Source organism: Rossellomorea yichunensis, assembly GCF_032337515.1.
GTDB lineage: Bacteria > Bacillota > Bacilli > Bacillales > Bacillaceae_B > Rossellomorea > Rossellomorea yichunensis.
Genome location: NZ_JAVYAD010000003.1, coordinates 416,549 through 435,086 on the forward strand (window position 1 = coordinate 416,549; position 18,538 = coordinate 435,086).

An 18,538-nucleotide genomic window follows, 5' to 3' on the forward strand; every position below is an offset into this window, starting at 1 on the left:
AATAGATACGAGTCTAATAGATTAAATAAGTGCTCTCGAAGTATGGTAGGAAAAGGAGTGAGTCACGATGAGTAAAGGCAAAATCATCGTTGTCGGTGGCGGTTTAGCCGGCCTGATGGCCACAATTAAAGCAGCAGAAAAAGGAACGCAAGTAGATTTATTCTCACTGGTACCCGTTAAGCGTTCTCACTCTGTATGTGCACAAGGTGGTATTAACGGAGCCGTTAATACCAAGGGAGAAGGAGACTCTCCTTGGGAACATTTTGATGATACAGTGTATGGTGGGGATTTCTTAGCGAATCAACCGCCCGTTAAAGCAATGACTGAAGCGGCACCGGGAATTATTCATTTACTCGATCGTATGGGAGTAATGTTTAATCGTACACCGGAAGGATTACTGGATTTCCGTCGTTTCGGTGGAACGCAGCATCATAGAACAGCTTTCGCGGGTGCTACGACCGGGCAACAATTATTGTATGCCTTGGACGAGCAGGTTCGACGTCATGAAGTAGCCGGGCTGGTGAATAAGTTCGAAGGTTGGGAATTCCTTGGAGTCGTTGTGGATGACGAAGGAGTGGCAAGAGGAATCGTTGCTCAAAACCTGCAAACGATGGAAATTAAATCGTTTGCAGCTGATGCCGTGATCATGGCAACCGGTGGCCCTGGAATTATCTTCGGTAAATCCACGAACTCTGTCATTAATACAGGTTCAGCCGCATCGATCGTATATCAACAAGGTGCATATTATGCAAATGGTGAGTTCATTCAAATTCACCCGACAGCCATCCCTGGGGACGATAAGCTTCGCCTCATGAGTGAATCGGCCCGTGGTGAAGGGGGACGAGTCTGGACGTATAAAGACGGTAAGCCTTGGTACTTCCTTGAAGAGAAGTATCCTGCATATGGAAACCTTGTACCACGTGATATCGCAACACGTGAAATCTTTGATGTGTGCGTAAACCAAAAGCTTGGTATTAACGGTGAAAATATGGTCTACCTGGATCTTTCTCATAAAGATTCGAAAGAGCTTGATATTAAGCTTGGAGGAATCATCGAAATCTATGAGAAGTTCATGGGTGATGACCCACGTAAAGTACCAATGAAAATTTTCCCTGCGGTTCACTATTCAATGGGTGGACTATGGGTGGATTATGATCAAATGACCAATATCCCTGGTTTATTCGCTGCTGGTGAGTGTGATTATTCTCAGCACGGAGGTAACCGCTTAGGAGCGAACTCATTACTATCCGCTATATATGGTGGTATGGTTGCGGGTCCTAATGCTATTAAATATATTGCAGGACTTGAGAAAACTGTTGAATCCGTACCTTCTTCTTTATTTGACCGCTATGTAAAACAGGAAGAAGAAAAATGGAACAACATCATGTCCATGAATGGTACTGAGAATGCCTATGTCATTCATAAAGAACTTGGTGAGTGGATGACGGATAATGTGACTGTTGTTCGTCATAACGATAAGCTGAAACAGACAGATGAAAAGATCCAGGAATTAATGGAACGTTACCAAAACATCAATATCAATGACACGGCTAAATGGAGCAACCAGGGGGCAACATTCACACGTCAATTGTGGAACATGCTGCAGCTTGCCCGTGTTATTACAATCGGTGCTTTAAATCGTAACGAGAGCCGCGGAGCTCACTATAAACCTGACTTCCCTGAACGTAATGATGAAGAATTCCTGAAAACGACGATGGCTAAATACAATGCTGCAACGAATTCACCTGAATTCCATTACGAGGAAGTAGATACTTCACTGATTGCACCACGGAAGCGTGACTATTCTAAGAAAAAAGGGGGAAATAAATGATGAGTGAAAACAAAAGAGTCCGTTTTATCATTACTCGTCAAGATGGCCCGGAAACAGCCCCTTTCCAAGAAGAGTTCGAGCTTGATTACCGTCCCAATATGAACGTTATTTCTGCACTGATGGAAATCCGTCGTAATCCGGTCAATGCAAAAGGGGAACATACTACTCCGATTAACTGGGATATGAACTGTTTGGAAGAAGTATGTGGAGCTTGTTCAATGGTGATCAACGGGAAGCCAAGACAGTCTTGTACCGCTTTAGTTGATCAATTGGAACAACCGATCCGCTTGGAGCCTATGCGCACTTTCCCGGTTGTTCGTGACCTGCAGGTAGACCGCAGCCGCATGTTCGACAGCTTAAAGAAAGTAAAAGCATGGATTCCGATTGATGGAACATACGATCTTGGTCCCGGACCTCGTATGCCTGAGAAGAAACGTCAGTGGGCATATGAATTGTCGAAGTGTATGACATGTGGAGTTTGTTTGGAAGCATGTCCGAACGTAAACAGTAAATCGGACTTCATCGGTCCTGCTCCATTATCACAGGTCCGTTTGTTCAATGCCCATCCAACGGGTGCGATGAATCAGGATGAGCGTCTTGAGTCGATCATGGGTGACGGAGGCCTTGCAAACTGCGGGAACTCTCAGAACTGTGTTCAATCATGTCCAAAGGGGATTCCTCTAACGACTTCGATTGCAGCACTGAACAGAGAGACGACTTTCCAAATGTTTAAAAACTTCTTCGGAAGCGACCATATGGTTGATTAACAGTTAAACAAAAAGCACTTTCCTTTGGGGGAGTGCTTTTTTTTGCTTTTAAGGTTTCTTATTTTTCAGAAAAAGCTTATAATAATGAATGACCATTCATTTTCTTATTCTATATTCATTTCCCAAAAGGAGGAGCCAATTTGAAACATTTTACATACATTGAAGATATAGTAACATGGCAAAAAGAATTTTCGTTTTCAATCCATATAAAGGTTCGGTTTTCCGAGACTGATATGTTTGGACATATGAACAATACAATTCCATTCACTTATTTCGAAGAAGCTAGAATCGAATTTCTTAAACACAAAGGGTTTATGCAAGACTGGGTAAAACCTGAACACGATACGATTCCTGTCGTTGCGGATCTACAATGTGATTTTGTCAAACAAGTATTCTTCGACGAACAGCTCAAGGTGTGTGTAAAGGCGAATAGTGTGGGGAAATCTTCAGTGGATTTACACTATATGGGTCTGAATGAGAAAGAAGAGGTTTGCTTTACAGGTAGAGGAACCATGGTCCAAATATCAAAACAGACTGGAAAAGGTGTCCCTTGGACGGAAGAAATGAAGGCAAAGCTTGACTGCAAAATGGCGGTTTCTTAGCCCAGTGTAGTATGTGAAAAACCGTTGCCTATTTTTCATTTAACTTCCTCCTCTATGTCACTCTAAACCCTCCCTTCACATATGATATTCTGACGACCAACAATACCCATCCCCGCGGTTTAAAGCTGGCGAAGGCAAGGAGGGTTACCATAATTGAAGGACAATGATTTTACACACAAACCGTTGCTCACCAAAAGAGAAAAAGAAGTATTCGAACTGTTAGTTCAAGACAAAACAACTAAAGAAATTGCTAGTGATCTATTTATTAGCGAGAAAACAGTTCGAAATCATATTTCCAACGCCATGCAAAAGCTTGGAGTGAAGGGGCGATCTCAAGCTGTTGTAGAGCTTCTTCGCATGGGGGAACTCAAGCTTTAAATGTAAGGGACTGATTCTAATGGCAAACAATTAACGGGTCTTCCGCGGATGCCTATTAATGTTTGAATGAGAGTCAGTCTCTTTTAGTTCTGTCCCATTTGCGAACTTGTCTTGAATTTTTACCCGAAAAAGGCGAAAATGCTAATAGGGGAAGTCTAGGCTGAAAGAAAGGCCGCTTTTGTCCCATAATATAATAGAAGCTAAAGCAGGAAGGTCTTATGTGATCGATTCCCGTTTTCAATAAGGAGTACATGTCCAGTTTCTGATTTTAAAAGGAGAGTAATCATGACGAATTCTAAAGAAATCATTGGAGAACTACAAGTTGTTGCAGATATAGAAAAAGACCTGCGCTACATATCATCGATCATTAAACAAAAAGGAAGGGAAATATTAAGTCAGTACACCATCACTCCGCCGCAGTTCATCGCGTTGCAGTGGTTATTTGAGTATGGTGACATGACCATTGGTGATCTTTCAAATAAAATGTACCTTGCCTGCAGTACCACAACCGATCTCGTTGATAGAATGGAGAAAAATCAGTTGGTGGAACGTGTGAAGGATGAAAATGATCGCAGGGTCGTCCGGATTCATATGCTAAAAGAGGGCGAAAGGATTATTGAAGAAGTCATCAATAAAAGGCAAAATTATTTACAGAGTGTCCTGACGGATTTCTCCGAACAAGAAGTGTTACTATTAAAAGATAATTTAGCAAAGCTTCATCAAGAAATGAAACCAGAATGAGGGAATAACGTGATTCAACCAATTGGCATCATTGATTCTGGGGTTGGGGGGCTTACCGTTGCCAGAGAAGTGATGCGTCAGTTACCGAAAGAGACCATATACTATCTTGGTGACACAGCCCGTTGTCCCTACGGACCCAGAACAGCTCAAGAAGTGAAAACATTCACATGGGAAATGACCCATTATCTAATGCAATATGATATGAAAATGCTGATCATCGCATGTAATACCGCCACTGCGGTTGTGCTGGATGAAATTCAGACCCATTTGGACATCCCGGTTATAGGCGTCATTCACCCTGGGGCCAGGGCGGCAATCAAGCATACTCATAATAAGAGAATCGGTGTCCTTGGAACAGTGGGGACGATTAATAGCGGTGCCTATGTAGAAGCGCTCCACTCCCTGCATGGCAGCTTGGATGTTACGTCACTGGCCTGTCCCAAATTTGTCCCTTTAGTAGAGAGTGGAGAATACAATAGCTCCATGGCGGACGAAATCGTAGAAGAGACTCTCCGCCCTATTAAAGATACGGATATTGATACGTTGATTCTGGGGTGCACCCACTACCCTCTATTACAGCCTAAGATCAAAGCCTACATGGGTCAGGGGATCAGTGTGATAAGCTCTGGAGATGAAACGGCACGGGAAGTAAGTACGATTCTTGATTATTACAATCTCCTATACAGGGGAGTACAAAAGCCTGAACACCGCTTTTTCAACACAGGGTCATCGGCCATCTTTTCACGCATTGCCTCGGATTGGCTGACAGTTGGAGAAGTGAAAGCAGAAACCATTCGATTACAGGATTAGTATCTTGTGATCGGATGGTTCTTTTATTTTTTATGGGCAATCGGGGTATGAATGGGCTGAAAGTTGGTGAAATCCGCTATGGTGGAGGGATTTAACTGCTTCGGGGGAATGAAGCGAGTGCGGTGGCAGGGGTATCGACCGTCATTTCAATATATCAACCGTTTTTCCAACATATCAACCTTATTTTCAGTATATCGACCGTTCCACAAAATTAGACACACCGCCGTTTAAGTTCAGGACCAAGGCACCTCCGCATTAGGTTGTACTATTTTTATTAAAGTTTCGGTCTATTTTATAGAGCGGGCTCGTATATATGTTAGTACAAACTGTCTTTTAGGAGGTTTCCCAATGGCAAAAAAAGCAAAGGTGTCAATTGCTGTAACGGTTTTAGCTTCTTCTGTATATCTTTCAGGTTGTGGATTACTTAGTTTCGGTGATGATAAAGAGAAAATCGATCCTCCTCAAGACCTATCCTACTTAAAAGAAGGGGAGAAAGTGGATACGGCTAAAGGAGAAGACGCAGAAAAAGAGGTGAGCAAGGAAGAAGCGAAAGCAGAAACGGTCATGACAGAGCTTTATTTGATCGATAAAAATGGATATGTTGTCTCACAATCACTGCCGCTCCCAGGTGAAGATAGTGTGGCTAAACAAGCTCTTGAGTATCTGGTCGTAAATGGCCCGGTTCAAAATGTGCTGCCGAATGGTTTTAGAGCTGTTCTTCCGGCAGATACGCAAGTGACAGTCGATATTAAAGACGGAACGGCCATTGCCGATTTCTCTCCGGAATTCAATAACTACCAGCCGGAAGATGAGCAGAAAATTCTTCAATCCGTCACGTGGACGCTTACTCAATTTGAATCTGTTGAAAAAGTAGAGCTTAGAGTGAACGGATATCCACTGACTGAAATGCCTGTTAACGGAACGCCGATTGATGAAAAAGGATTGACGAGAAAAGTCGGTATTAACGTGGATACTTCAGGTGTAGTGGATCCTACCAGTACAAAACCGTTAACGGTGTATTATGTGTCACAAACCGATGATAAATCGTATTACGTACCTGTTACCAAGCGCGTGAGCTCAAATTCAGTGGATGAAGTAACGGCAGTTGTGAATGAATTGATTGACGGTCCGGGGTATTCCTCTTCGCTTGCAAGTGATTTTACAGGTGCGAAACTATTAGACGAACCGAAACTTGAGGATGGGACCGTTACATTGAATTTTAACGAAGCAGTTTATGGAAGCCTTGAAGAAAAAATGGTTTCGGAACATATGTTGAATTCTCTCGTTCTCTCTTTAACGGAGCAAAAAGGAATTAAAGGAGTCTCTGTTTTAGTGAATGGTGAAGCAACGGTAGTGTCTAAAGACGGCGAAACCATCACAGAACCAGTGACAAGACCAGAAAATGTGAATGCAATTAGTTTTTAAATAACAATTTTTTGATATACTATTATAGAAGCATCCGAAAAGAGGTTGGCATAATGCCGCCTCTTCTATTTTTGATTAGACCGTTTTTACATAACGTAAGAAAATACAGGAGGTAATGATATGAGAACAGATGGTAGAGAAAAGAATCAATTGCGGAATATTGAGATCGAGACAGATTATGTGAAACATCCGGAAGGTTCCGTCCTTATAACGGTTGGAGAAACGAAGGTCATTTGTAATGCCAGCATCGAAGAACGAGTGCCTCCTTTTATGAGAAACAGTGGAAAAGGGTGGATCACGGCTGAATATTCCATGTTGCCAAGAGCAACGGAAACGAGAAACATTCGTGAATCTTCTAAAGGGAAGGTTTCAGGAAGAACAATGGAAATTCAACGTCTTATTGGAAGGGCGTTAAGGTCTGTAGTCGATTTAGATGCTTTAGGAGAACGTACAATCTGGATTGATTGTGATGTCATTCAAGCAGACGGCGGGACGAGAACGGCTTCGATCACGGGAGCTTTCGTTGCTACGGCAATCGCAGTGGCTAAGCTTCAAGACAGCAAAAAAATCTCATCTTTTCCACTGAAAAGTTTCTTGGCAGCCACAAGTGTGGGTATTGTTGAAGAGCACGGGGCGGTTCTAGATTTGAATTATATTGAAGACAGCAGCGCATTAGTGGATATGAACATCATCATGACGGGTGAAGGCGAATTTGTAGAGCTGCAGGGAACAGGGGAAGAAGCAACCTTTACGATGGATCAATTGCATCAACTGTTAAAACTCGGACAAGAAGGAATCCACGAGCTATTCCAAATTCAGCAGCAATCATTAGGTGAAATAGTAAAGAGATTTCAATAAAGGGATGAGATTGTAGATGACAAAACGAGTGATCATAGCCACTAAAAACAGGGGAAAAGCAAAAGAATTTCAACATATGTTTGTTCCATACGGATATGAGGTACAAACATTACTAGACCTTCCTCATATTGAGGATGTTGAAGAAACCGGTGAAACGTTTGAGGAAAATGCCATTCTGAAAGCTGAAACGGTTGCGGAAATATTAGGTGAACTGGTGATCGCAGATGATTCCGGTTTGGCCATCGATGCCTTGGAAGGCCGTCCGGGAGTGTATTCTGCACGCTATGCCGGTGAAGAAAAGAGTGATGAGGCGAACATGGAGAAGGTATTAGGAGAGCTGGAATCTGTTGGAGAATCCGACCGCACCGCACGTTTTCACTGTGTTTTAGCGATTGCCGGACCAAATAGGGAAACCAGAACCGTTACAGGAACATGCGAAGGCACGATTTTACAAGAAAAGAGAGGAACGAATGGGTTTGGGTACGATCCGATTTTCTACGTTCCTGCTCTTGGAAAATCCATGGCTGAACTAACTCAAGAAGAGAAGAGTCAAATCAGCCATCGTGGAAACGCATTAAAAAAACTTAAGAACATAATCTCAGACTTTATTTAAAGGGTGAGCGGAATGAAACTATTGGTTGTAAGTGATAGTCACGGTTCAAGAGAAGAGCTATTGGAGCTATCGGAGAAATATCATTCTACCGTAGATGCCATGGTACACTGCGGAGATTCTGAATTAAGTGCAGATGATCCCGCATTATCCCCCTACCTTGTAGTGAGGGGGAACTGTGATATGGATGCCAGGCTACCCGACGACCTTATTGAAAAGGTAGAGGGCAGTTCAATCATGGTGACACACGGTCATGTGTATGGAATTAAAATGTCACTGATGAAGCTGCGTTATAGAGCAGAAGAAGTGGGAGCGCAATTTGTTTTCTTTGGCCATTCACACACACTCGGTGCAGAATTGAATAGTGGCACTTTGTTCTTGAATCCGGGAAGCATTCTTTTGCCAAGAGGCAGGAGAGAACGCACCTACGCATTGGTAGAAGCAAACGATCAGGAAATAAAGGTAACATTCTTAACGAATGATCATGTAGTTCTGGACGATTTGACTCAATCCTTTCAATTGTAAAATCATTGTGGGAACCTGCCACGGCGGGTTCTCTTCCAATAGTTCAGTTAGAAAAAACGGTTCCGGAAAAATAAATAAAACTTTTTTTGAAAATCTGTTGACTTATTGATGCTATGTGAATATAATAAATATTGTCCTTGAAAAACAAATCACGTCCCAGTAGCTCAGCAGGATAGAGCAACGGCCTTCTAAGCCGTCGGTCGGGAGTTCGAATCTCTCCTGGGACGCCATAAATCCTACATACACAAAGCTTACCTGAAAAGGGTAGGCTTTTTTTGTTATCCAAAAGATATCGTGCTAAACTAAAGGCAACTATAAATTATAGGCAGGTACGTTTTATGACTAATGGAAACCATGAAGGAAAAGGAAAAATCGTCCAATTTCCAGGATTGAAGGATCGGCTGCTGGAAAAGGGTGTGCAGGCACTTGAGAAAGGAGAGGTTCATGAATCCTCTCAGTTGCTCACGCAAGCCTATGAATTAGAGCCTGATAATCCTGATATTAATACTGCACTCGTGCTTTCTCTTTATGAAAGCAAGCAGTACGACAAAGCCAGATACATATGTAAGGAGATGCTCCTTGAAGGGATCGGGGACTATTTCGAAGTCGTAGATATGTATTTGATGATTCTCATCCAGCTTCATCAGCACAGGGAAGTGGTCGACACGATCAATGCACTGTTTGATGAAAAAGAAGTGCCCTTTGAAAAGGAAGAACATTTCAGGAAACTACTCCAATTCAGTGAAAAAGTAGTGAACGGAAAAGCGCAAATTCCTGAAGAAGCATCAGAAGAGGATCAATCGTCTATCTTATCCGGGAAGAGCCTGGAGGAACAGACATTGATCGTGGCACAACTGGTTCATCGGAACATTCAACCGTTCATTGGGGAGTTGTTATCAGTTTTAAAGGAACCAGCCGCCCACCCATTTCTTCAAACGATGATCTTAAATGTTTTAAGGGAGCATGGAATGGATAAAGAAGTAGATGTAGCGAAGTTTGGGGTGAAGGAGCAGGTGTCTCCGTCCGCATTGGAAGATGTGTTCGAGTCTGATTTCTTTAGGTTGGTCACAGACGCTTTGGACGATCTGCTGGCACAAACGAATCCTACCCTATTTCAGCACGCTCAAGAATTACTGAAAAGGCATACCTTTCTTCTCTATCCTTTTACAATTGAGGAGGAACCGAAAGCAATCGCTTCGGTGTATGCATACTACACGGCAGGGATGTTTGCCGATGCCATCCTTGAAGAAGAGTTAAAAGACCAGGTTGAAAACACACAGTCTCAGTGGATTCTAACAAGACTTAAGGAACTAGAGGAAATTTCCTCTCCTAATATTTAAATGCTCTCTGTTGAAAGACAGTGGCTGTATGTTATAATGTAATGGTTGTAATGTAAAAGTTTTTCATATATTTACGATGATAGTGCTAGATTCATACGGGACTATCTACTACTATGCGTAAAAATACAAGATCAATTATAGATTGTTGGAGGGAACAGTATGTCTGCAAAATGGGAAAAGCAAGAAGGAAACCAAGGAGTACTTACAATTGAAGTTGAAGCTGCAAAAGTAAACGAAGGTTTGGACGCAGCATTCAAAAAAGTTGTAAAACAAGTTAACGTACCAGGATTCCGTAAAGGGAAAATGCCTCGCGGAATGTTCGAAAAACGTTTTGGTGTTGAATCACTTTACCAAGATGCTTTAGATTTCATCTTACCTGAAGCGTATGCGAAAGCAATCGAAGAAACTGGAATCGATCCAATCGACCGTCCGGAAATCGATGTTGAGCAAATGGAAAAAGGCAAAGAGCTTATCTTCACTGCTAAAGTACAAGTGAAACCAGAAGTGAAGCTTGGAGAATACAAAGGTCTTGAAGTAGAAAAAATGGAAACAGAAGTAACAGCTGAAGATGTAGAAGCTGAACTTACTTCACTTCAAGAAAAACAAGCTGAGCTAGCTGTAAAAGAAGAAGGCAAAGCTGAAGAAGGCGACACTGTAACAATGGATTTCGAAGGATTCGTTGACGGAGAAGCATTCGAAGGCGGCCAAGCTGAGAACTATTCTCTTGAATTAGGTTCAGGTCAATTCATCCCAGGTTTCGAAGAGCAATTAATCGGGGTTGCATCTGGAGAAGAGAAAGAAGTAGAAGTTAACTTCCCTGAAGAATACCATGCAGCTGAACTTGCCGGTAAGCCTGCTACATTCAAAGTGAAAGTCCACGAAATCAAAGCGAAAGAACTTCCGGCATTAGATGACGAGTTCGCTAAAGATGCTGACGAAGAAGTTGAAACACTTGCTGAACTTAAAGAAAAAATCGAAAAACGTCTTCAAGAGTCTAAAAAGAACGAAGCTGAAACAGCCGTTCGTGAAACTCTTGTAAATAAAGCTTCTGACAACGCTGAAGTTGAAATTCCAGAAGTAATGGTAAAGGCTGAAGTAGACCGCATGATGCAGGAGTTCGAACAACGCCTACAAATGCAAGGTATGAACCTTGACCTTTACTTCCAATTCTCTGGTCAATCAGAAGAAGATCTTCGCGGTCAAATGACAGAAGATGCTGGTAAACGCGTTCGCACAAACCTAACACTTGAAGCAATCGCTGCAGCTGAAAACCTTGAAGTAACTGACGAAGAAGCAGAAGAAGAAGTTAACAAAATGGCTGAACAATACAACATGTCTGCTGACAACATCAAACAAGCTCTAGGCGGCCTTGACACACTTAAAGCTGACCTTAAAGTGCGTAAAGCAGTAGAATTCCTTGTTGAAAACAGCAAAACTGTAGCATAATAAAAATAGCAAACAAGGCGCGATTTCTTCGTGCCTTGTTTTGTACAATGAACGGTCATATTACACCGTATTTTGGCTCATTCGTGTGAAACGAACGTTTCACACGCTTTTCAGCAGAGCTGAAAAGTTGCCACAGAAACAAAAAACGAAGGAGCAAACGAGTTTGCTCCAGGCGTTTTTTGTTTCTGTGGCAAAATGAGCCAAAATACTATACTCTATCTAATAAGAAACTTTATCCATCAAACAAGAATAAGAACCACTATTTTTGGAAAAAGCTTATTTAACGGGGTTGCATTATTTTTCACCAGGAACATACATAATTAGATTTCTTACATTACCTGACTTCAATTGGACAAGATACTAACTAGCAATGTAAAATATTTGCTAAAATGCGTGTTACATAATAAGATGATTCTTAAGAATCGTATCAATTTCTTTACGAACATATAATATGATAAAATGCAGTACATAACTTTAGGTAATGGGATGTAAGAAATCGTTCGTTTATTGAAAATAGCACGATTTTATGAAGTTTTAACTAAGGGGTGAAAATCATTGTTTAAATTTAATGATGAAAAAGGACAACTGAAATGTTCTTTTTGCGGAAAAACACAAGACCAAGTTCGTAAACTAGTCGCTGGACCAGGTGTGTATATCTGTGATGAATGTATCGAACTTTGCACGGAAATCGTAGAAGAAGAGCTTGGGACGGAAGAAGAAGTAGAATTTAAAGACGTCCCGAAACCTCGTGAAATCCGGGAAATCCTGGACGAATACGTAATTGGTCAGGACCAGGCAAAGAAATCTCTCGCTGTAGCCGTATACAACCACTACAAGCGTATCAACTCAAGCAGTAAAGTCGATGACGTTGAATTGTCCAAGAGTAATATTGCGATGATCGGACCGACAGGTAGCGGTAAAACCTTACTGGCTCAAACACTTGCCCGTATTCTTAACGTTCCTTTCGCCATTGCTGACGCCACTTCACTGACTGAAGCTGGTTACGTAGGGGAAGACGTAGAGAATATTCTATTGAAATTAATTCAGGCAGCTGATTACGATGTAGAAAAAGCTGAAAAAGGAATCATCTACATCGATGAAATCGATAAAGTAGCACGTAAATCTGAAAATCCATCAATCACTAGAGACGTTTCAGGTGAAGGTGTTCAGCAGGCACTTCTGAAAATTCTTGAAGGTACGGTAGCAAGCGTTCCTCCACAAGGTGGTCGTAAGCACCCTCATCAGGAATTCATCCAAATCGATACGTCCAATGTACTATTCATTTGTGGTGGAGCATTTGATGGAATCGAACAAATCATTAAACGCCGTTTGGGACAAAAGGTGATTGGCTTCGGTTCTGATCCAAAAAACGCTGAAGTAAAAGAAGACAAATCCCTTCTTTCTAAAGTTGTTCCTGAAGATTTATTGAAGTTTGGATTAATTCCAGAATTCATCGGTCGTTTACCTGTGATTTCAAGCCTTGAGCCTCTAGATGAAGAAGCGCTTGTTGAAATCCTGACAAAACCAAAAAATGCGTTAGTAAAACAATATCAAAAAATGCTTGAATTAGATGATGTAGAGCTTGAGTTCACTGAAGATGCTCTGCTTGAAATCTCTAAAAAAGCAATCGAACGTAAAACGGGTGCCCGCGGACTACGTTCAATCATCGAAACCATGATGCTGGATGTAATGTTCGATCTTCCTTCCCGTGATGATATTAAAAAATGTATCATTACGAAAGAAACGATCCTTGAAGATGCGGCTCCACATCTAATGCTCGAAGATGGAACCATGATCGACCCGAACGAAGAAAAAACATCAGCTTAACAACTTAAAGTAAAGCCAAGAATGATTATTCATTCTTGGCTTTTTTAATTCGTGAACAGCTGTACAGGAGACCCTCTGTCCTTGCATTGAAATTTAATATAGAAGCAGGAGAGCTATCATAATGAGGTTGTTTGCTGCTCCTTTGTAGATGGTATTGGAATAACCCCTCAACCTATCTACAAAAAAGAGTTTCTTTGTTTATCTCTGTCATTAGGCAGTTGGAATAGAAGCACAGAGTGGATTGTAGCGGAAGGCACTTGACTCCTGCGGGAAATAGAGGAAAGGTCGAGACCCCACAGGGCAAAGCCCGAGGAGGCTCGACTTCCTCCCCAGGGAATCTTGTGACTGGAGCGGAAAGGAACGGACTCTATTTTCACACTTACTTGTTTAAAAGAAGAATTTATTTTTTCGGAATGGTGGAGCAAGCAGGTAAGGCTCACCGCCAGTCCTGAAGAAAGCGAGCACCCGGAGTGGAAATCAACCATTTCATGCTTAGTAGCAGTTAGGAATAGCCCCATGTTTCTTTATTTTACTCATTTTAGAACCAGAATTTTTTTGTTTATTCCCACAGGGTCAAGGAGATACTAACCGATAACAACTTGTATCTACTTGGAGGGAGACGAATGAGCTTTACTAGCATCGCTTTGTTTATCCAATTATTCTTCGGAATCATCATTGGATTGTATTTCTGGAACCTATTGAAAAATCAGCGAACGCAAAAAGTTTCCATTGATCGTGAGTCAAAAAAAGAAATGGAAGAGTTACGTAAAATGAGATCCATTTCATTAACTGAACCTCTTGCAGAGAAAGTAAGACCATCAAGCTTTGAAGATATTGTCGGCCAGGAAGATGGAATTAAAGCCTTGAAAGCAGCCTTATGCAGTCCGAACCCTCAGCATGTGATCATCTATGGTCCGCCTGGAGTCGGGAAAACCGCAGCTGCCCGGCTGGTCCTGGAAGAAGCCAAGAAGAATATGAAATCGCCTTTTAAACCTGCCGCCGTTTTTGTTGAACTGGATGCCACAACCGCACGTTTCGATGAACGGGGAATTGCGGATCCATTGATTGGGTCTGTCCATGACCCCATCTATCAAGGAGCGGGAGCCATGGGACAAGCAGGGATTCCCCAGCCGAAGCAAGGGGCTGTAACGAATGCCCATGGAGGAGTATTGTTCATTGATGAAATAGGAGAATTGCATCCTATCCAAATGAATAAATTATTAAAAGTACTTGAAGATCGCAGAGTGTTTCTTGAAAGTGCCTACTATAATGAAGAAAATCATCAAATCCCTACCCACATACATGATATTTTCAAAAATGGCCTTCCGGCAGATTTTCGTTTAATCGGTGCGACCACCCGTACCCCAAGTGAAATTCCGCCTGCCATTCGCTCAAGATGTATGGAAGTTTTCTTTAGAGAGCTTGAGCATGATGAAGTGAAAAAAGTAGCTGCCAGAGCCGTTGAAAAAGTAGAGATGATGATTAGTGACAAGGGCCTTGAAACGCTTGCCTCCTATGCCCGTAATGGACGTGAAGCGGTTAATATGGTTCAGATTGCGGCTGGAGTGGCCATTACCGAAAACAGAAAAGAAATCTTTGATCATGAACTCGAGTGGATCATCCAATCCAGTCAGCTTTCTCCCCGCTATCAGAAAAAAATCAATGAACAAGCAACGATCGGTCTAGTAAATGGGTTAGCCGTAACAGGCCCTAATACGGGTTCATTACTCGAGATTGAAGTAACGGTTATCCCTGCAACGGATAAAGGACTGATCAATGTGACGGGAATTGTGGAAGAAGAAAGCATTGGGGATCGTAGTAAATCAGTCCGAAGAAAAAGCATGGCGAAAGGCTCCATCGAAAATGTGATTACCGTGCTCCGTTCCATGGGAGTACCTGCTGATCAATATGATATTCATGTGAACTTTCCTGGTGGAGTCCCTGTAGACGGACCTTCTGCCGGAATCGCCATGGCACTTGGCATCTACTCTGCCATTTACCGTATACCAGTGAAACATACCATTGCTGTTACCGGTGAGATCAGTATCCACGGTCTCGTGAAACCAGTCGGGGGCGTGACCGCGAAAGTGAAGGGTGCAAAATTGGCAGGTGCAACCATAGCGATCATCCCTTATGATAACCAGCAAGCCATGTTAAGTGAAATTGAGGGGATTGAAGTGATCCCGGTGAAACAGCTTAAAGAAGTATTGGATCTTGCTCTTATGAAGGAAGCACCACAGCAAACTGATCTTATAACAGAACAAAATAAGAAAAGTGTATAGACTGTTGACCGATTCGGGTCTATCCGAATCGGTTTGTTTTTGAATGGAAGAGAAACTGGAATAAGCGATAAACGGTGTGAATAAAGTTGTAAATACCTATTTAATAGACACTACCTAGTAAATAAGTTAGAATTGTACAAAGACTTAGAGCAAAATTCGGAGGTGTTATATGTGGCAAATCAAAATAATTTAACGGTTCCCCTCCTTCCATTAAGAGGCTTACTTGTGTATCCAACAATGGTCTTGCATTTAGATGTTGGACGTGAGCGCTCCGTACAAGCTTTAGAAAAAGCAATGATGGATGATCATTTAATTTTCTTAACCACTCAAAGAGATATGAATATAGATGAGCCAACACAAGAAGATTTTTACGAAATGGGAACTCTTACAAAGGTAAAGCAGATGCTTAAATTACCGAATGGAACAATCAGAGTTCTGGTTGAAGGTTTAAACAGGGCGTCTATTGAAACATTTACTGATCAAAAAGACTTTTATGAAGTGGAAATTAAGGAATTCAAAGATTCCGATGTGAAAGAATCAGAAACAGACGCTTTAATGAGGACGTTATTGAATTATTTCGAACAATACATAAAGCTATCAAAAAAAGTTTCAGCCGAAACGTACTCCACTGTGTCAGATATTGAAGAGCCGGGAAGACTTGCGGATATCGTTGCCTCCCATCTTCCTTTGAAGATGAAAGAAAAGCAAAACGTTCTTGAAACACTGGATATCAAGAAAAGGCTTCAAATGGTGATCGAGACCATTAACAATGAAAAAGAAGTGCTTAGCCTTGAGAAGAAAATCGGGCAGCGTGTGAAGCGTTCCATGGAAAGAACCCAAAAAGAATACTACTTACGGGAACAAATGAAAGCCATTCAAAAAGAATTAGGCGACAAAGAAGGAAAAACCGGTGAAATTGAAGATTTGACATCAAAGATTGAACAAGCGGATATGCCTGAGGATGTTGAAAGAACCGTATTGAAAGAGTTGGCCCGCTACGAGAAAGTGCCATCAAGCTCGGCTGAAAGCTCTGTCATTCGTAATTATATCGAATGGCTTGTATCGCTTCCTTGGTCGACTGAAACTGAAGATCAATTGGATATCAAGCGTTCTGAACAGATCTTAAACCGCGATCATTACGGGCTTGAAAAGGTAAAAGAGAGGGTGCTTGAATACCTGGCCGTTCAACAGTTAACGCAATCTCTAAAAGGGCCTATCCTATGTCTTGCCGGACCTCCGGGTGTCGGGAAAACGAGCTTAGCCCGCTCGGTGGCTGAATCACTGGGTCGAAACTTTGTCAGGATTTCCCTTGGAGGCGTCAGGGATGAGTCGGAGATCAGAGGTCACAGGCGTACGTATGTGGGTGCGATGCCAGGGAGAATCATTAGGGGCATGAAAAAAGCAGGTACCATCAACCCTGTCTTCCTTCTTGATGAAATTGACAAAATGTCAAGTGACTTCAGAGGTGATCCTTCGTCAGCGATGCTTGAAGTACTTGATCCAGAACAGAATTCGAACTTCAGTGATCACTATATTGAAGAAACGTATGATTTATCCAAGGTCATGTTCATCGCAACAGCGAATGATTTATCGACCATTCCAGGTCCACTCAGAGACAGGATGGAGATCATCACGATTGCAGGTTATACGGAGCTTGAAAAATTAAATATAGCGAAGCATCATTTATTAGATAAGCAGATCAAAGATCATGGCTTAAATAAATCGAAGCTTCAAGTCAGGGATGAAGCGATTGTCGATATTGTTCGCTATTACACAAGAGAAGCAGGCGTGAGAAGTTTAGAACGCCACCTTGCAGCCCTTTGTAGAAAAACGGCGAAGATCATTGTCTCCGGTGAGAAGAAGCGAGTCGTGATTACGTCCAGTAATATTGAAGAGTTCCTGGGGAAGAAAAAGTTCCGTTATGGTCAAGCGGAAATAGAAAACCAAATCGGGGTTTCAACAGGTCTTGCTTACACGACCGTTGGCGGAGATACTTTGCAGATCGAGGTATCCTTAGCCCCTGGTAAAGGGAAGCTTGTGCTGACAGGTAAATTGGGAGATGTCATGAAGGAATCCGCTCAGACGGCATTTAGTTATGTTCGTTCGAAAGCGAAAGACCTTGGGATCGACGAGTCATTCCACGAGAAACATGATATTCACATCCACGTTCCTGAAGGAGCAGTCCCAAAAGACGGTCCTTCAGCAGGGATTACAATAACAACGGCACTGGTATCAGCACTGACAGGTAAATACGTCAATCGTGAAGTAGGAATGACAGGTGAAATGACTCTGAGAGGAAGAGTACTTCCAATCGGAGGAGTAAAAGAAAAAACATTAAGCGCTCATCGTGCTGGCATTAAAACGATTATCCTTCCCAAAGATAATGAAAAGGATATTGACGATATTCCTGAAAGTGTAAGGGAAGAATTAACGTTTATCCTTGTATCCCATATCGATGAAGTCTTAGAGAAAGCATTAGTAGGTGAAAAGAAGTGAAAGTAAATCAAGTTGAGCTAGTCATCAGTGCAGTCAGGCCCGAACAATATCCTGGGGATATTCTTCCTGAGTTTGCATTAGCGGGACGCTCGAACGTAGGGAAATCCTCATTCATCAATAAAATGATCGGTCGTAAGAGCATGGCAAGGATTTCATCCAAGCCGGGTAAAACCCAGACGCTGAACTTCTATAAAATAGAAGAAACCCTCTATTATGTGGACGTGCCTGGATATGGTTTTGCCAAAGTATCCAAAACAGAACGGGAAGCATGGGGGAAGATGATTGAAGCATACATCACTTCCCGTGAGCAGCTGAGGGCGGTTGTCCTCATCGTGGACCTGCGCCATGCGCCAACCAATGATGATGTGATGATGTACGATTTCCTCAAGCATCATGAGCTTCCATGCATCGTCATCGCCACGAAAGCCGACAAGATCCCAAAAGGCAAATGGCAGAAACACTTAAAAGTAACAAGAGAAACGCTAAATATGGACAAAGAAGACGATCTCATCATGTTCTCTTCCGAAACAGGCCTTGGAAAAGACAAAGCCTGGGACGCCATCAAGTCGTATTATAAATAAGTCTTAAAAAGAACCGGTT

16 protein-coding genes and 1 tRNA gene are annotated in these 18,538 nt (G+C 42.2%); all 17 read left to right on the forward strand.

What is annotated here, in order from left to right; all coding sequences use genetic code 11:
* Positions 1-67: 67 nt before the first annotated feature.
* Positions 68-1,831: a succinate dehydrogenase flavoprotein subunit gene (sdhA, locus tag RSX31_RS09930; RefSeq protein WP_148969862.1), complete on the forward strand. Its 1,764-nt coding sequence runs from the start codon at positions 68-70 to the stop codon at positions 1,829-1,831.
* Complete coding sequence (gene sdhB, locus RSX31_RS09935; protein ID WP_148970048.1) at positions 1,831-2,598, forward strand: succinate dehydrogenase iron-sulfur subunit; 768 nt, start codon at positions 1,831-1,833, stop codon at positions 2,596-2,598. The genes sdhA and sdhB overlap by 1 nt, the downstream gene beginning before the upstream one ends.
* A 140-nt stretch (positions 2,599-2,738) precedes the next feature.
* Positions 2,739-3,200 (forward strand): acyl-CoA thioesterase, encoded by a 462-nt coding sequence (locus RSX31_RS09940; RefSeq protein WP_148969861.1) that lies wholly within the window; start codon positions 2,739-2,741, stop codon positions 3,198-3,200.
* A 153-nt stretch (positions 3,201-3,353) separates the two neighbouring features.
* On the forward strand, positions 3,354-3,578 hold the full coding sequence (locus RSX31_RS09945; protein ID WP_032087424.1) for a helix-turn-helix domain-containing protein: 225 nt from the start codon (positions 3,354-3,356) through the stop codon (positions 3,576-3,578).
* Between the two features lie 285 nt (positions 3,579-3,863).
* Positions 3,864-4,319, forward strand: a complete 456-nt coding sequence (locus RSX31_RS09950) for a MarR family winged helix-turn-helix transcriptional regulator (RefSeq protein WP_148995893.1) — start codon at positions 3,864-3,866, stop codon at positions 4,317-4,319.
* A gap of 9 nt (positions 4,320-4,328) precedes the next feature.
* Positions 4,329-5,129 (forward strand): glutamate racemase, encoded by an 801-nt coding sequence (gene racE, locus RSX31_RS09955; protein WP_148995892.1) that lies wholly within the window; start codon positions 4,329-4,331, stop codon positions 5,127-5,129.
* Positions 5,130-5,477: 348 nt separating this feature from the next.
* A complete protein-coding gene (locus tag RSX31_RS09960) occupies positions 5,478-6,554 on the forward strand; it encodes a GerMN domain-containing protein (RefSeq protein ID WP_148969858.1) in 1,077 nt (358 codons plus the stop codon).
* Between the two features lie 120 nt (positions 6,555-6,674).
* On the forward strand, positions 6,675-7,412 hold the full coding sequence (rph, locus tag RSX31_RS09965) for a ribonuclease PH (protein ID WP_148995891.1): 738 nt from the start codon (positions 6,675-6,677) through the stop codon (positions 7,410-7,412).
* Positions 7,413-7,428: 16 nt separating this feature from the next.
* On the forward strand, positions 7,429-8,025 hold the full coding sequence (locus RSX31_RS09970; protein ID WP_315634437.1) for an XTP/dITP diphosphatase: 597 nt from the start codon (positions 7,429-7,431) through the stop codon (positions 8,023-8,025).
* Positions 8,026-8,037: 12 nt separating this feature from the next.
* Positions 8,038-8,547 carry a metallophosphoesterase gene (locus RSX31_RS09975; RefSeq protein WP_315634438.1) on the forward strand — a complete coding sequence of 170 codons (510 nt, stop codon included), beginning with the start codon at positions 8,038-8,040 and terminating at the stop codon, positions 8,545-8,547.
* A gap of 153 nt (positions 8,548-8,700) precedes the next feature.
* A tRNA-Arg gene (locus RSX31_RS09980) sits at positions 8,701-8,777 on the forward strand.
* Positions 8,778-8,885: 108 nt separating this feature from the next.
* On the forward strand, positions 8,886-9,887 hold the full coding sequence (locus RSX31_RS09985; RefSeq protein ID WP_148995888.1) for a tetratricopeptide repeat protein: 1,002 nt from the start codon (positions 8,886-8,888) through the stop codon (positions 9,885-9,887).
* A 159-nt stretch (positions 9,888-10,046) separates the two neighbouring features.
* Positions 10,047-11,333, forward strand: coding sequence for a trigger factor (tig, locus tag RSX31_RS09990; protein WP_148995887.1), 1,287 nt, complete (start codon positions 10,047-10,049; stop codon positions 11,331-11,333).
* 555 nt (positions 11,334-11,888) lie between these two features.
* Positions 11,889-13,160, forward strand: a complete 1,272-nt coding sequence (gene clpX, locus RSX31_RS09995; RefSeq protein ID WP_113969530.1) for an ATP-dependent protease ATP-binding subunit ClpX — start codon at positions 11,889-11,891, stop codon at positions 13,158-13,160.
* A gap of 623 nt (positions 13,161-13,783) precedes the next feature.
* On the forward strand, positions 13,784-15,442 hold the full coding sequence (lonB, locus tag RSX31_RS10000) for an ATP-dependent protease LonB (protein ID WP_315634439.1): 1,659 nt from the start codon (positions 13,784-13,786) through the stop codon (positions 15,440-15,442).
* A gap of 171 nt (positions 15,443-15,613) precedes the next feature.
* Positions 15,614-17,938, forward strand: coding sequence for an endopeptidase La (gene lon / locus RSX31_RS10005; RefSeq protein WP_315634440.1), 2,325 nt, complete (start codon positions 15,614-15,616; stop codon positions 17,936-17,938).
* Complete coding sequence (yihA, locus tag RSX31_RS10010) at positions 17,935-18,519, forward strand: ribosome biogenesis GTP-binding protein YihA/YsxC (protein ID WP_315634441.1); 585 nt, start codon at positions 17,935-17,937, stop codon at positions 18,517-18,519. The genes lon and yihA overlap by 4 nt, the downstream gene beginning before the upstream one ends.
* Positions 18,520-18,538 lie beyond the last annotated feature (19 nt).

Excerpts from the sequence above, each read along its gene's own strand:
- sdhA (WP_148969862.1), top strand. The coding sequence starts at position 68 with ATGAGTAAAGGCAAAATCATCGTTGTCGGTGGCGGTTTAGCCGGCCTG.
- sdhB (WP_148970048.1), top strand. The coding sequence starts at position 1,831 with ATGAGTGAAAACAAAAGAGTCCGTTTTATCATTACTCGTCAAGATGGC.
- RSX31_RS09950 (WP_148995893.1), top strand. The coding sequence starts at position 3,864 with ATGACGAATTCTAAAGAAATCATTGGAGAACTACAAGTTGTTGCAGAT.
- RSX31_RS09960 (WP_148969858.1), top strand. The coding sequence starts at position 5,478 with ATGGCAAAAAAAGCAAAGGTGTCAATTGCTGTAACGGTTTTAGCTTCT.
- rph (WP_148995891.1), top strand. The coding sequence starts at position 6,675 with ATGAGAACAGATGGTAGAGAAAAGAATCAATTGCGGAATATTGAGATC.
- RSX31_RS09970 (WP_315634437.1), top strand. The coding sequence starts at position 7,429 with ATGACAAAACGAGTGATCATAGCCACTAAAAACAGGGGAAAAGCAAAA.
- RSX31_RS09975 (WP_315634438.1), top strand. The coding sequence starts at position 8,038 with ATGAAACTATTGGTTGTAAGTGATAGTCACGGTTCAAGAGAAGAGCTA.
- RSX31_RS09985 (WP_148995888.1), top strand. The coding sequence starts at position 8,886 with ATGACTAATGGAAACCATGAAGGAAAAGGAAAAATCGTCCAATTTCCA.
- tig (WP_148995887.1), top strand. The coding sequence starts at position 10,047 with ATGTCTGCAAAATGGGAAAAGCAAGAAGGAAACCAAGGAGTACTTACA.
- lonB (WP_315634439.1), top strand. The coding sequence starts at position 13,784 with ATGAGCTTTACTAGCATCGCTTTGTTTATCCAATTATTCTTCGGAATC.